The organism is Streptomyces chengmaiensis (assembly GCF_029846775.1).
Lineage (GTDB): Bacteria > Actinomycetota > Actinomycetes > Streptomycetales > Streptomycetaceae > Streptomyces > Streptomyces chengmaiensis.
The window spans coordinates 57,469-70,647 of record NZ_JARWBG010000022.1; the positions used below are offsets into that span (position 1 = coordinate 57,469).

At 72.8% G+C, this 13,179-nt stretch carries 13 protein-coding genes, 1 pseudogene and 1 riboswitch; of the genes and pseudogenes, 10 read left to right on the plus strand and 4 right to left on the minus strand.

Translation table 11 applies throughout. The features are described from left to right. Positions 1-6 precede the first annotated feature (6 nt). From QCN29_RS19390 to QCN29_RS19435, 10 genes and pseudogenes are all read left to right on the plus strand, one after another. Positions 7-126 (plus strand): annotated as a pseudogene (locus tag QCN29_RS19390) (toxin); the annotation flags it as partial. A gap of 74 nt (positions 127-200) precedes the next feature. Then, positions 201-794, plus strand: coding sequence for a hypothetical protein (locus QCN29_RS19395; protein WP_279929587.1), 594 nt, complete (start codon positions 201-203; stop codon positions 792-794). Positions 795-856: 62 nt separating this feature from the next. Continuing rightward, positions 857-2,296 (plus strand): MFS transporter, encoded by a 1,440-nt coding sequence (locus QCN29_RS19400; protein ID WP_398859490.1) that lies wholly within the window; start codon positions 857-859, stop codon positions 2,294-2,296. Between the two features lie 70 nt (positions 2,297-2,366). Next, complete coding sequence (locus tag QCN29_RS19405) at positions 2,367-2,969, plus strand: redoxin domain-containing protein (RefSeq protein WP_279929588.1); 603 nt, start codon at positions 2,367-2,369, stop codon at positions 2,967-2,969. Between the two features lie 39 nt (positions 2,970-3,008). Continuing rightward, positions 3,009-3,911, plus strand: a complete 903-nt coding sequence (locus QCN29_RS19410; protein ID WP_279929589.1) for a cytochrome c biogenesis CcdA family protein — start codon at positions 3,009-3,011, stop codon at positions 3,909-3,911. Between the two features lie 24 nt (positions 3,912-3,935). After that, positions 3,936-4,111: riboswitch (cobalamin riboswitch) on the plus strand. Between the two features lie 180 nt (positions 4,112-4,291). Continuing rightward, on the plus strand, positions 4,292-5,566 hold the full coding sequence (locus QCN29_RS19415) for an ABC transporter substrate-binding protein (RefSeq protein WP_279929590.1): 1,275 nt from the start codon (positions 4,292-4,294) through the stop codon (positions 5,564-5,566). Then, complete coding sequence (locus QCN29_RS19420) at positions 5,563-6,669, plus strand: FecCD family ABC transporter permease (RefSeq protein ID WP_279929591.1); 1,107 nt, start codon at positions 5,563-5,565, stop codon at positions 6,667-6,669. Before QCN29_RS19415 ends, QCN29_RS19420 begins: the two co-directional genes overlap by 4 nt. 203 nt (positions 6,670-6,872) lie before the next feature. Next, entirely contained in the window at positions 6,873-7,895 is a 1,023-nt protein-coding gene (locus QCN29_RS19425; RefSeq protein WP_450169689.1) for an ABC transporter ATP-binding protein, read from the plus strand. Continuing rightward, complete coding sequence (locus QCN29_RS19430) at positions 7,889-8,722, plus strand: (2Fe-2S)-binding protein (RefSeq protein ID WP_279929593.1); 834 nt, start codon at positions 7,889-7,891, stop codon at positions 8,720-8,722. Before QCN29_RS19425 ends, QCN29_RS19430 begins: the two co-directional genes overlap by 7 nt. Before the next feature lie 14 nt (positions 8,723-8,736). After that, complete coding sequence (locus tag QCN29_RS19435; protein WP_279929594.1) at positions 8,737-9,294, plus strand: DUF7676 family protein; 558 nt, start codon at positions 8,737-8,739, stop codon at positions 9,292-9,294. Between the two features lie 141 nt (positions 9,295-9,435). On the opposite strand, the gene QCN29_RS19440 is transcribed toward QCN29_RS19435, so the two are convergent. The 4 genes from QCN29_RS19440 to htpX form a co-directional block, all read right to left on the minus strand. Next, a complete protein-coding gene (locus tag QCN29_RS19440) occupies positions 9,436-10,155 on the minus strand; it encodes a potassium channel family protein (RefSeq protein WP_240134496.1) in 720 nt (239 codons plus the stop codon). Further along, positions 10,148-11,509: a TrkH family potassium uptake protein gene (locus QCN29_RS19445; protein ID WP_279929596.1), complete on the minus strand. Its 1,362-nt coding sequence runs from the start codon at positions 11,507-11,509 to the stop codon at positions 10,148-10,150. The genes QCN29_RS19440 and QCN29_RS19445 overlap by 8 nt, the downstream gene beginning before the upstream one ends. A 101-nt stretch (positions 11,510-11,610) precedes the next feature. Next, the gene (gene pspAB, locus QCN29_RS19450) at positions 11,611-12,219 is read right to left on the minus strand and encodes a PspA-associated protein PspAB (protein ID WP_279929597.1); all 609 of its coding nucleotides are present in this window, start codon (positions 12,217-12,219) and stop codon (positions 11,611-11,613) included. Positions 12,220-12,257: 38 nt separating this feature from the next. Then, positions 12,258-13,169, minus strand: coding sequence for a zinc metalloprotease HtpX (htpX, locus tag QCN29_RS19455; protein ID WP_279929598.1), 912 nt, complete (start codon positions 13,167-13,169; stop codon positions 12,258-12,260). Between the last annotated feature and the right edge of the window lie 10 nt (positions 13,170-13,179).

Below are 13,179 nucleotides of genomic sequence, written 5' to 3' on the forward strand. Positions count from 1 at the left end.
GGCCCCATGTCCATGCGCGAACTGCGGAAAGAGTGCGAGGCCGGACTCGCCGGCCCGCCCGTCCCCGCCCCCTTCGGCGCCGAGGGCCCGGTGGCGAACATGGAGGCGGCGCGCGGCCGCACCATCGACGAGCGGCAGGCGCGGCACGTGCTCGCCGAGGCGCGCCGGCCGGCGGCCGCGGACCCGGCCGGGGCGACCCCATGAGCGGGACCGCAGCCGAGACGGGCGCCGCCAAGGCCGCCCGCCGCGTCACCGACGTCCTCCAGCCCCGCAACGTCCTCCTCGCCGGCATGCTCGGCATCGGCCTCGCCGCCGCCGGGGACTGGACAGGCCTGGCCTGGGGCTTGCTCGGCGCACTGTGCGCAGGGCTCATCCCCGCCGGCTACATCGAGTGGGAGCGCGGCCGAGGCGCCTGGGGCGACCGGCATGTCGTCGACCGCACCCAGCGCGCGCCGATCTTCTTCGTCATCCTCGGCTCGATCGGCGCAGGCTCCGCCGTGATGGTCGCCGGACGGGCCCCGGCGGGCATCCTCGCCTCGATGCTCGGGCTCTGGGTGATGACCGTCGGGCTCCTCGCCGTCAACACCCTGTGGAAGATCTCGGTGGACTCGGCCGTCGCCTCGGCCGTCGTCACACTGCTGTCCGCCGTGCACTCCCCCTGGTGGCTGCTCGCCTGCCCCCTCGCCGTCGCCGTCTGCTGGTCCCGCGTCGCGCTCGCGTACCACACCGTCGGGCAGACCGTCGCCGGAGCGGCCCTCGGAGCGGCCACGGCGACGGCCCTGCTCTTCGTCTGAACGGTTCGCGCGAGGGCGTGTTTTCGCCATTGACCCGGCATCCGCCGGAGGCGGACCCCGCGATGCGGTGCAATGACGCGGAGGGCGCGGCACGCAGGGAAGGCGGCACGGTGGCAGGCGAGGACACGGCGGCGAAGGCCGTACCGGACCCGGCGTCGGCGTCGGCCGATCCGCGCGGCATGCGACGGGTGGCGACGGCCGGCTTCGTCGGCACGGCGATCGAGTTCTACGACTTCTTCCTCTACGGCACCGCCGCCGCCCTCGTGCTGAACGACGCGTTCTTTCCCAACCTCTCCCCCGTCAACGGCACCCTCGCCTCGATGTCCACCTTCGCCGTGGCCTTCCTCGCCCGCCCCCTCGGGGCTGTGCTCTTCGGCCACTTCGGCGACCGGGTGGGCCGCAAGGCCACCCTGGTCGCCTCCCTCCTCCTCATGGGCCTGTCCACGGCCGCCGTCGGGCTGCTGCCCGGATACCGGGAGTGGGGCGTCTGGGCCCCCGCCCTGCTGGTGTTCCTGCGGCTGTGCCAGGGCATCGGCATCGGCGGCGAGTGGGGCGGCGCCGTCCTGCTGTCCGCCGAGCACGCGCCGCCCGGAAAGCGCGGCCTGTACGGCGCGTTCCCCCAGTTCGGCCCGGCCGCCGGCTTCTTCGCCTCCACCGGCGTGTTCATGCTGCTGTCGGGCGCACTCGACGACGAGCAGTTCCGCAGCTGGGGCTGGCGGCTGCCGTTCCTGCTCTCGTTCGCGCTCGTCGGAGTGGGGCTGGCGGTCCGCCTGAGGATCAGCGAGACGCCGGTGTTCGCCCGTGCCGCCGCCGCCCGCGAGACCAGCCGCGCCCCGGTGGCCGACGTCGTACGGCTGCACTGGCGGCAGCTGCTCCTCGGCGGCGGCGCGATGGTCGTCGTCTACGGGCTCTTCTACACCGCGACTGCCTACGCCCTGTCCTACGCCACGTCCGCCGCCGTCGGCGTGGACCGCACCATCATGCTGCTGCTGTCCATGGCCTCCGTCATCCTGCTGATCGCCGGCACCTGGTGGGGCGCCCTCCGCTCGGACACCCTCGGCCGCAGGCGCGTCTGCCTCCTCGGCGCGGCGCTGTGCACCGTCTGGGGGCCGCTGCTGCTCGCGCTGCTGGACACCGCGCGGCCCGCGCTGGTCCTCCTCGGGCTCTGCGGAGCGCTCGCCTGCGTCGGCGTCATCTACGGCCCGATGGGCTCCTGGCTGCCCGAGCTGTTCTCCACGAAGGTGCGGTACTCGGGCGCCTCGCTCGCATACAACCTGGGCGGGGTGCTGGGCGGCGCGGTCGCGCCGCTCGTCGCCACCCGGCTGCAGGACGTCCACGGCTCCCACGCCGTCGGCGGATACGTCGCCGCGATGGGCGTGGTGTCGCTGGTGTGCGTGTGGCTGCTGCCGGAGACCAGGGAGCGGGACCTCTACGCGGCCCCCAGGGCCCCGGCGCCCCGGCGCGCCGACGCCCCGGCACACGGTGACGTCACCGAACCGTAAGAGTTGCCGGGGCCCGCGGGAAGCGCGTCCGCTCTAGTCTCAGGACGTCACCCGACCCACAGGAGCCGACATGCGCGCCCGTGCCCGTACCCTCCTCGCCGTTCTGCTGTCCGCAGCCCTGCTCAGCGGATGCGGTTCGGGCGGCGGTTCCGAGGCGCCCGGGGACTCCCAGGACTCCCAGGACGCCGCGGCCGCGAGCACGCCCTCCCAGACCCCGCCCTCCGAGGCGACCGCGCCGCCGGAGGAAGCACCCGCGACGACCGGGACGCCCGAGGTGCTGCGCTTCACCGGAAAGACGGTCGACGGAAAGGACTTCGACGGCGCGACGCTCGCCGGAAAGCCGACCGTGCTGTGGTTCTGGGCCCCCTGGTGCCCCAAGTGCCGCGCGCAGGCCGCCGAGACCGCGAAGGTGGCCGCCGACTTCTCCGGCAGGGCGAACGTCGTCGGCGTCGCCGGGCTCGACCGGAACGACTCCATGCGCGACTTCGTCGCACAGACCCGGTCCGGGACGTTCCCGCATGTCTCCGACGAGGCGGGCGAGGTGTGGAAGCGCTTCAAGGTGACCCAGCAGAGCGTGTACGTCATCCTCGACAAGGACGGCAAGGAGACCTACAGCGGGGTGCTGCCCGGCGGCAAGGGCCTGGCCGAGAAGGTCGGGAAGCTCGTCGGCTGAGCGCCGGACAGCGCGCACAGGACCCCCGCGACCACCGCCATGGCCGACCTCCCTCTCGCCCTCGCCCTCAGCGCCGGAATGCTCGCCGCGGTCAACCCGTGCGGCTTCGCCCTGCTTCCGGCGTACCTCTCCCTCCTCGTCCTCGGTGACGACTCCCCCGGCCGTACGGCGGCCGTCGGCCGGGCGCTGACCGCCACCGCCGCGATCACCGCCGGATTCGCCGCCCTCTTCGGCGTCTTCGGGCTGGCGATCCTGCCCGTCGCCGGCCGGGTGCAGGAGCAGCTCCCGTGGTTCACCATCGGCTTCGGCGCGCTGATGGCGGCCGCCGGGGCGTGGCTGGCCGCCGGACGCCAACTGCCGGCCCTCGCCCCCAAGGTGCGGCGCGCTCCGTCCGTGACCCGCTCGGTTCCTTCGATGGCGCTGTTCGGGATGGCGTACGCCACCGCCTCGCTGGGCTGCACCATCGCGCCGTTCCTCGCCATCGTCGTCTCCGCCTTCCGCAGCGGCTCGACCGGCGAGGGGATCGCGCTGTTCGCCGCGTACGCCGCCGGTATGGGCATCATCGTCGGCGCGGCCTCGCTGACCGTCGCCCTCACCCGCAGCGCCGCCGTCGGCCGGCTGCGCGCCCTCGGTCGGCTCGCGCCCCGCATCGGCGGCGTACTGCTGCTGCTCATCGGCGCGTATGTGGCGTACTACGGCTGGTACGAGATCCGGGTGCAGAACGACCCGGCTGCCCAGGACCCGGTCATCGACGCGGCCGGAGCCGTCCAGCGCGCCATCGCGGACGCCGTGGACGCCGCCGGGCCCGGAACCGCCGCCGCGGCCTTCGCGGTGCTGCTGGCCGTCGCCGGAACCGCGGCCGTACGGCGGCGCAGGCGGTCCGGTCGACGGCCCGAGGGGAGCGCGGGCGCGGGGGCGGGGGCGCACAGTAGTGCGGGGTGAGCCAGGCCCTGGCACACCCCGCCCCCCTCTGAGATGCTTCCTGACGACAACGCGACGGCGGACGAGGAAGCCGGTGAGATTCCGGCACGGTACCGCCACTGTGTAGGGGGAGCGACTCCGCCATGGCCACCGCCTGCTGAAGGGTGGGAAGGCCGGGGAAGCGTCGATCCCGAGTCAGGAGACTCACGCCGTCGCACCTCGACGTTCCGGGGCGGATCTCCCCGAGAGAGGACGGTGGCACCCGTGTGCCCGCGTATCTGTGACAGCTCCTCCGTGCAGCCTGCCGTGCCGACCCCGGGCCGCTGCTGAGCGGCTCCCGGCACCGGACGTCTTCTTCCCCACGCCGTCAGGCGTTTCCCTTTCGCACGCCAGGAGCCATCGTGCCCGTTTCCCTGCTGCGCAGGCGCATGCCCGCGCGCCGCTCGACCGCCACAACCGCCACGACCGCCGCCGCCACCGCGTCGCTGCTCGCGCTGAGCCTCGCGCTCACCGCCTGCGGCGGCGACTCCGCACCGCCCGCCGCGGACACCAAGGCCGCCGAGAGCGGCGGCGACGGCTGCATCGCGGACTTCGACCCCGCCAAGGACTACTTCCCCGTCAAGTCCCGGGTGGAGCACGCCCGGAACTTCACCCTGCGCTATGCGAAGAGCTATCAGGTCCTCACCGTCAAGGAACCCTTCCCCAAGGGCAAGCCGGAGACGTACGTCCTGGTCAGGTGCGGAGCCCCCAAGCCGAAGCTGACCGGCGAGCTGGCAGAGGCGCCACAGATCACCACACCGGTCAAGAGCCTCTACTCGGCGTCCACCACGCATCTGCCGCTGCTGACCGAGACCGGCACACTCGATGTGCTGACCGGCGTCGGCAACAGCGCCTACATCAGCTCGCCCGAGGTGCGTGAGCGGGTGAGGTCCGGCGAGGTCGCGGTGTACGCGGCCGACAACAGCATCGACGCGGAGAAGGTCATCGCGGCCAAGCCCGATGTGCTGATGACCGGCGGCGCCGACGACCCGCAGTACCCGAAGCTGCGCCAGGCGGGCATCGCGGTCGTCGCCAACGCCGAGTGGCTGGAGCCCAGTCCGCTGGGCCGGGCCGAGTGGGTCAAGGCGGTGGCCGCGCTGACCGGGGCCGAGAAGCGGGCGGGCGAACTGTTCGACACCATCGAGTCGGACTACGGCAAGGTCGCCGCCAGGGCCGCCAAGGCCGCGGAGAAGAGCGAGCCGGTGAAGGTGCTGCCCGGCACCATGTACCAGGGCCAGTGGAGCATGGCCCCCGGCGGCAGCTACCTCGGCCGGCTCATCAAGGACGCAGGCGGCACGTACCCCTGGGCGGGCGACAGAAGCGCCGGCAACCTTCAGCTCGGCTTCGAGGCCGTGTACGCCAAGGGCGGCGACGCGAAGATCTGGCTGACGGGCGAGCAGTGGACGTCCTCCGCCGACGCGGTCAAGGCGGACCGCCGCTACGGCGAGCTGGCGGCCGTCAAGGACGGCGAGATCTGGACGAACACCAAGGCCCTCGGCCCAGAGGGCGGCAACGACTACTTCGAACGCGGGGTGCTCCGGCCCGACCTGGTGCTCGCGGACCTCTTCGCGATCCTGCACCCGGAGGAGGCGGCCGGCCACACCTTTGCCTTCCACCAGAAGGTGCCCAGGGCGTGACGGCCGTCACCGACACATCGCCGACCGCCCGCGAGCCGGTCCCCGAACCGGCCCGCGGGCCCGCGCGGCGGCGGCTTCTCGCCGTCGGCGCGCTGGCCGCGGGCACGGCCGCGCTGTTCGTGCTGACGATCGCCGTCGGCTCGTACCACGTCCCGGTCGGGGAGGTGGTGCGCGTGCTGTTCGGGGACGACGGGGCCGATCCACGATGGACCGTCATCGTCCACGAGGTGCGGCTGCCGCGCGCGCTGACCGCCGTCGCCGTCGGCGCGGCGCTGGCCGTGGCCGGAGTGCAGATGCAGACGCTGTTCCGCAACGCCCTCGCCGACCCGTTCTCCCTCGGTGTGAGCAGCGGGGCAAGCATGGGCGTCGCGGCGGTGGTCGTCACCACCGGCGGCGTCGCCGGAAGCTTCACCGGCGATCTGGCCGGGCTCGGCCGCATCGGCGTCATCATCGCGGCCGCCCTCGGCGCGGCCTGTGTGCTGGCGCTGGTGCTCACGCTGTCGCGCTGGGTGCGGTCGGCGGTCACCCTGCTGGTCATCGGCGTGATGATCGGCTCGGCCGCGACCGCGCTGGTGAGCGTGGCGCTGGTGTACGCCAGGCCGGAGCGCGCCCAGCAGTTCGTCATCTGGGGTCTGGGCAGCTTCTCCGCCACGACCTGGCCCGACCTCGCGGTGATGCTGCCCGTGATCGGAGCGGGGCTGCTGACCGCACTGCTGACGGCCAAGCGGCTCAACGCGCTGCTGCTCGGCGAGGACTACGCCCGCACCATGGGCCTCAACGTCCGGCGCACCAGGGACCTCGCCCTGCTCGGCACCTCGCTGCTCGCCGGGGCCGCCACCGCGTTCTGCGGTCCGGTGGCCTTCCTCGGGCTCGCGGTGCCGCATCTGACCCGGGTCGCCCTGGGTACCTCCGACCACCGGGCGCTCATCCCGGCGGCGATGCTCGCGGGCGCGTTTCTGGCGCTGGCGTGCGCGCTGCTCAGCCGGCCGCCGGGCATGGACGCGGTGCTGCCGCTGAACGCGATCACCTCACTGTTCGGCGCGCCCGTCGTCATCGCCTTCCTGGTGCGCAGCCGCCGCGGACTGCAAGGAGTGACGCCATGACGGAACTCGTGGAGACAGCGGCCGAGGACGCTTCCGCCGCGACCGGCACGACCGGCACCACGAACAGGACCCGCACCACGGACACGACCGGCGCCACGGACAGGACCCGCACCACGGACACGACCGGCGCCACGGACACGACCCGCACCACGGACACGACCCGCACCACGGACTGGACCCGCACCATGGACACGACCGCCGCCATGGTCACGACGGACACGACCGGCACGGAGGGGATCAGCACCCGCGGGCTCACCGTCGGCTACCGCATGCGCCGGGCGTCCCGGCGGCGGCGGGAGCGGGCCGTGCTCCGCGAGCTGGACCTGACCGCGCGCGCCGGAGAGCTGACCGTGCTCCTCGGTCCCAACGGCGCGGGCAAGTCCACCCTGTTGCGCACCCTGTGCGGGCTGCAGCCGCCGCTGGCCGGGTCCGTGCGCATCGGCGGCCTCGACATCGCCGGCCAGTCGCCCGCGGCGCTCGCCCGGCGTCTCGCGGTCGTACTGACCGACCGGGTGGACGCGGGACTGCTGTCCGCCCGCGAACTGGTCGCCCTGGGCCGCCATCCGCACACCGGGTTCACCGGACGCCTCTCCGACGCCGATCACACGGCCGTGGAGTGGGCCCTGGACGCGGTGGCCGCCGGGCATCTCGCGGACCGGCCCGCCGCCGAACTCTCCGACGGAGAGCGCCAGCGGGTGCTCACCGCACGCGCCCTCGCCCAGGAGCCGGCGGCCGTGCTGCTGGACGAGCCGACCGCGTTCCTCGATGTGCCGTCACGGGTGGCGCTGACCGTGCTGCTGCGCGACCTGGCCCGCAGCAGGGGCCTGACGGTGGTGGTCAGCACCCACGATCTGGAGCTGGCGCTGCGCGTCGCCGACGCCGTCTGGCTGGTCGACCGCTCCTTGAGGGTGCACGCGGGCGCACCCGAGGATCTCATCGCCCGCGGGGCGGTCGCCGCGGCCTTTGACGCCGAACATCTGGCCTTCGACGCCGCCTCGGGCAGCTTCGGGCTGCGCCGCCCCGCGCGGGCGACCGTGGCCATGGACGCCCCGCCCGCGCTGCGCCCGCTGCTGGAGAGAGCCCTGGCACGGGAGGACCTGGCCACAGGGGACGGCGACACCCTCGTCACCGCGGGCTCCGACGGGACGCTGACGGTGCGCGGGCGCGGCAGGACCGTACGGACGCGGTCCTTCCAGGAGCTGACCCGGGAGGTACGGACATGGTGAGGAACACCGCGCACACCGCGCACACCGCCGCCCTCGGCCTGGCCGGCCGTCTGGAGCGGATCAGCGCCGTGGGACCGTACTTCGCCGTCCACTGCGGCGATCTGCCGGACGCGGACGCCGCGGGCTTCCGCCCGATGACGGAGCTGTACGAGGACGGCGCGCTCACCGCCTACACGGAGACGGTGCGCGGGCGCATGGGCGTCGACCAGCCGCGCGTCGCCGCCTCCACGGTGCAGCTGGGCACCGCCTCCCGGCTGTGGTCGATCGCCCTCGCGACGGCCGCCGTCGGCGGACGCGTGCCCGATCTGCATCCCCGGACGCTGTGGTGGCGGCCGGGCGCGTCGGGACCGGTCGAGCTCTGGCTGCCCGTGCCGCGGGAGCTGCCGGACGCCGCCGCGGACGGCCCGGCCGACGCCGTGCACCGCACCGTGGCCGAGGCCAACCTCCGCCCCCTCGCCGACGCGGTCCACCGCGTGTTCGGCGTCTCCCCGCACATCCTGCGCGGCAACGCCGCCTCCGCCCTCATCGGCTCCCTGCGCGTGCTGCTCGCCCGTGTCCCGGAGGCGGACCGGGCGGCGGCCCTCGCAGTCGTACGCGACCTGCTCGGCCGGGAGCCGCTGGCCGGAGCCGGGGACTTCACCGCCGACGCGGACGGAAACGTCGCCTTCCGCCGCCGCAGCTGCTGCCTCTACTACCGCGTGCCGGGCGCGGGCGTCTGCGGCGACTGCGTCCTGACCAGCCGCCCGAGCCGGGCGAACCGAACCACCCTGGACAGCGGGACCACGCGGAACAGCAGGACCGCCCGGACCACCGGAAACAGCCGCTGAGGAAGGAAACAGCCATGACTGCCACGGAGTACGCCGTCGTCGAGACCCCAGGCGGCGGCGTCGAGCACGTCTGGGCGCTGCCCGCCGACGAGTCCACCCTCCTCGACCTGATCACCGCCGTCTTCACCGACCACTGGCAGCACATCCACTTCGGCCCCATCATCGAGGGCGCCGCCTGGGAGGTCGGCGCGCCGAACGCCCCGACCGGCATCACCGTGAACGACGGCTATGCCACGGTCGACTTCGGGGCCTGGCACTTCCATCTGTGCATCGGCGAGCACACCGCGTCCGGGGCGGAGATGGGCCGTATCCGCCGCTGCTCGCGCGCCGAGCTGTACCGCACCGTCGGAGCGGACGGCGCCCCGGTCAGCTGGGGCCTGCGGCTCTTCAACGGCCGGGACGAGCAGATGATGACCGTCCTGCTGCCCAATCCGTTCCTGAGCGACCGCCAATCCATCCTGGACGCACCCGACTTCGGCCGCCTCGCCGCCTGGGACGAGCTGCGTGAGCGGTTCCTGTCCCTGCCGCCCGATCCGCTGGACCGCACGGGCAAGGGCTTCGCCCACGGCTGAGGCGGCCCGGTCCGGCTCGGGCCGGCTCCGCCCGGCTCGGGTCGGCTCCGCCCGGCTCGGGCCGGCTCCGCCCGGCTCGGCCCGGATCGGGTCAGCTCAGCTCGGCTCCGCCCGGCTCGGCCCGGCTCGGCTCGGCTCGGGTCAGCTCAGCTCGGCGAAGGTCTCCACCGCTCGTGTCCTGCCGGTCACGATGATCACATCGCCCTTCTCGATGACCGTCTCGGCGGTCGCGTAGGTGAAGTCCTGTCCGGGCCGTTTGATGCCGACGACCGTGACGCCGTACTTGCTGCGCACGGCGCTCCGCCCGAGCGGCACCCCGGTGGCGATCTCCGGCGCGACCGTCTTGACCAGCGCGAAGTCGTCGTCGAACTCGATGAAGTCCAGCATCCGCCCGGTGACCAGATGGGCCACCCGCTCGCCCATCTCATGCTCGGGCAGCACCACATGGTGTGCGCCGAGGCGTTCGAGGATCTGGCCGTGCTGGCGGCTGATGGCCTTGGCCCAGATGTTGGGCACGTTCTCTTCCAGCAGGTTGGAGGTGACCAGGATGCTGGCCTCTATGTCGGTGCCGATGCCGACGACCGCGCTGGTGAACTCGTGCACGCCGAGCTGCCGCAGCACCTCCGGGTCGGTGCAGTCGGCGACGGCGGAGTGGGTGAGGGCGTCACTGTGCCGCTGGACGAGCCCGGGGTCGGTGTCGATGCCCAGCACGTCCCAGCCGCGCCGGGTCAGTTCATGGGCGAGCGAGCTGCCGAAGCGCCCCAGGCCGATCACCGCGACCCGCTGGTCGCCCAGCTCCGGACGCTGCTCGACGAGCCGCCTGCGGCGACGGCGGCGCAGTTGGTGCAGGTAGTTACCCAATGACAGGTCGCTCCTCGGGTAGCTGGTAGCGGCGTGTGCGCTCGCGCAGGGCGAGCGCCGACACCAGGGTGATGGGCCCCAGTCGGCCGACGAACATCAGCATGATCAGGATCAGCCGGCCGGAGTCCGGGAATTCGGCGGTGATGCCGGTGGACAGACCGACCGTGCCGAAGGCGGAGACGGCCTCGAACAGCACGTCCTCGAAGGGCGCCCGGATGACGGTGAGCAGCGCCAGTGTGGCGCTGATGACCAGGCCCACGCCCAGCAGCGCCACCGTCAGCGCCTGGCGCAGCGCGTGCGGCGCGAGGCGGCGGCTCATGACCGTGGAGTTGGGCTCGCCGCGCACCTCGGCCAGCATGGCCGCGGCCAGCACCGCGAAGGTGGTGACCTTGATGCCTCCCGCGGTGCCCGCGCTGCCGCCGCCGATGAACATCAGGGTGCAGGTCATCAGCAGCGTGGAGGCTTCCATCGCGCCGATGTCGAGGGCGTTGAAGCCGGCGGTGCGGCTCATCGCGGAGTAGAAGAAGCTCTCCAGCAGCTTGTCGCCCCAGGTGAAGGGGCCGAGCGTCGCCGCGTTGCCCCACTCCAGCAGGGCGGTGAAAAGCGTGCCCGACACCAGCAGCGCAGCCGTTGTGACCAGCGTCAGCTTGGTGTGCAGCGTCCAGCCCCGCCGTCCCGTGGTGCGCATACGACGCCGGTGCCGCAGCAGTTCCAGCAGCACCGGGAAGCCGAGACCCCCCAGAATCACCGCGGCGGCGATCGGCAGGGTCACCCAGGGGTCGGTGGCGTACCGGGTCAGGCTGTCCGGATGCAGCCCGAAGCCGGCGTTGTTGAACGCGGAGACCGCATGGAAGAACCCCAGATACACGGAGTCGACTGTGGACTCGCCGTACCCGAAGCGGAAGCGCAGCGCGAGGGCCGTGCCGATGGCCAGCTCCACGGCGACGGTCGTGCCCGCCACCCCGAGCAGCACCCGGCGTACGTCTCCGATGCCCAGGCTCTTGGTCTCCGCCTGCGCGGTCAGCTGCATCCGCAGCCGCAGCTTCCCCGACACCAGCAGCGCCAGCAGGGACGCCATGGCCATGATGCCGAAGCCGCCGACCTGGATGAGGGCGAGGATGACGCCTTCGCCGAAGCCGCTCCAGTAGGTTCCGGTGTCCACCACGACCAGACCGGTCACACAGACCGCCGACGTCGATGTGAACAGCGACGTCACAAGGTCCGTCGCACGGCCGTCCTGGGAGGAGACCGGGAGGGACAGCACCGCGGCGCCCGCGAGGATCACCATGGCGAAGGCCATCACGACCGTACGGGCCGGGTGGGTGGTGAACAGCTTCTGCCACACCCGCGTCACGCGTCCCGCCACCTGCCGGCCTTCCCGAAATCCCGTTGTCCCGTTCCGAGGTCCTGCCGGTCGACAGGGCCGGAGAGACCCTACCTGTACGGACTTATCCGTTACGCGGCGAGTCCCGGCGCGCCCCACACCGGAAACCAGCGGGACAGGTCCTTCTCGATGCGCAGATCGTCGGAGAGGAGCGACCTGATCTGGAGTTCGAGGGCGTTGTCGCGCTTCTCGACGGCGCCGGGGAGCGGAGCGAAGGGGTAGAAGGTACCGCGCTTGTAGAGGTAGACCAAGGCCAGGGGCCGCTCGGCCCGGTGCGCGTCCTCCTTCTGCTCCGCGAAGGCCATCAGTGAGCACAGCAGCTGCGGCCCAAAGCCCGCCTCCTGGAGCAGGGTGTTCACCGCGTGCAGATCGTTGACCAGCGCGGCCGTGTCCTCGGCGGGCTGGCGGGCCAGCAGCCATGTGTAGCCGTAGGCGTCCTGGCTGAACTCGACGGGGACGCCGCCGCGTGCGGTGTCGGCGTCGAGCAGCTCCCGTACGTCCTTCTGGAGTCGGCCGAAGGCCCCGCCTTCGACGCTGGCGAAGCAGACGGAGCCGACGCCGGTGGGGGTGAACCCGGCGGCGGCCTGGAGTGTGATGGCCGCGCCGGGGAGGGCGAAGAGCTGGTCGAGGTCGGGGCGTACGGGCTTGCTGCGCCCCAGCAGGGCGTCGAGGAATCCCACGGGCTCATCACGTCTCTCGTCGTTCGCGCCTGTCGGCGTCAGCGGCCGAGCTGGGCGGAGATCCGGCCGAGCTGGTCCAGGCGCTGCTCCAGGGTGGGGTGGGTGGACAGCAGCCGGGCCAGGCTCTCCTTGGAGGAGAAGGCGGGGGTGAAGAAGAAGGCGTTGAACGGCTCCGCCTTGCGCAGGTCCCTGGTGGGTATCCGCGCCATCTCGCCGTCGACCTTGGTGAGGGCGGCGGCGAGCGCGGAGGGCCGGCCGGTCAGCAGCGCGGCGGCGCGGTCGGCGGACAGCTCCCGGTAGCGGGAGAGGACGCGGGTGAGCAGGAAGCTGATGACATAGACCACCGCACTGACCAGGGGTATCAGGATCATGGCGATGGCGGTGCTGCTGTCCCGGCTGCTGCGGCCGAGGCCGCCCCAGAGCCAGACACGGGTCATGACGCCGGCCAGCACGCCGAGGAACGACGCGATGGTCATCACGGCGACGTCGCGGTGGGCGACATGCGAGAGCTCATGGGCCAGGACGCCTTCGAGCTCCTCCGGCTCCAGCCGGCGCAGCAGCCCGGTGGTGGCGCAGACGAGGGCGGTCTCCTGGTTGCGGCCGGTGGCGAAGGCGTTGGGCACGTCGCTGTCGGCGATGGCCACCCGCGGCTTGGGCATGTCGGCGAGGGCGCAGATCCGGTCGACCGCGCCGTGCAGCTCCGGGGCCTGCTGGGGGGTGACCTCGCGGGCGCCCATGCTGTAGGCGGCGATCCGGTCGCTGAACCAGAACTGGACGATGAACAGACCGCCCGCGATCAGCAGGATGATGGGCCAGGCGCCGCGCATCAGGGCCATCAGCACGCCGACGAAGACGACGTAGAGCAGCCCGATGAGGAACATGGTGGTCGCCATGCGGGCCGTCAGCCCCCGGTCGGGGGTGTAGCGGGTGTGGGACCGGGCTGCTGCCATCGGATGTCCC

Excerpts from the sequence above, each read along its gene's own strand:
- QCN29_RS19395 (WP_279929587.1), top strand. The coding sequence starts at position 201 with ATGAGCGGGACCGCAGCCGAGACGGGCGCCGCCAAGGCCGCCCGCCGC.
- QCN29_RS19400 (WP_398859490.1), top strand. The coding sequence starts at position 857 with ATGCGGTGCAATGACGCGGAGGGCGCGGCACGCAGGGAAGGCGGCACG.
- QCN29_RS19405 (WP_279929588.1), top strand. The coding sequence starts at position 2,367 with ATGCGCGCCCGTGCCCGTACCCTCCTCGCCGTTCTGCTGTCCGCAGCC.
- QCN29_RS19410 (WP_279929589.1), top strand. The coding sequence starts at position 3,009 with ATGGCCGACCTCCCTCTCGCCCTCGCCCTCAGCGCCGGAATGCTCGCC.
- QCN29_RS19425 (WP_450169689.1), top strand. The coding sequence starts at position 6,873 with ATGGTCACGACGGACACGACCGGCACGGAGGGGATCAGCACCCGCGGG.
- QCN29_RS19430 (WP_279929593.1), top strand. The coding sequence starts at position 7,889 with ATGGTGAGGAACACCGCGCACACCGCGCACACCGCCGCCCTCGGCCTG.
- QCN29_RS19435 (WP_279929594.1), top strand. The coding sequence starts at position 8,737 with ATGACTGCCACGGAGTACGCCGTCGTCGAGACCCCAGGCGGCGGCGTC.
- htpX (WP_279929598.1), bottom strand. The coding sequence starts at position 13,169 with ATGGCAGCAGCCCGGTCCCACACCCGCTACACCCCCGACCGGGGGCTG.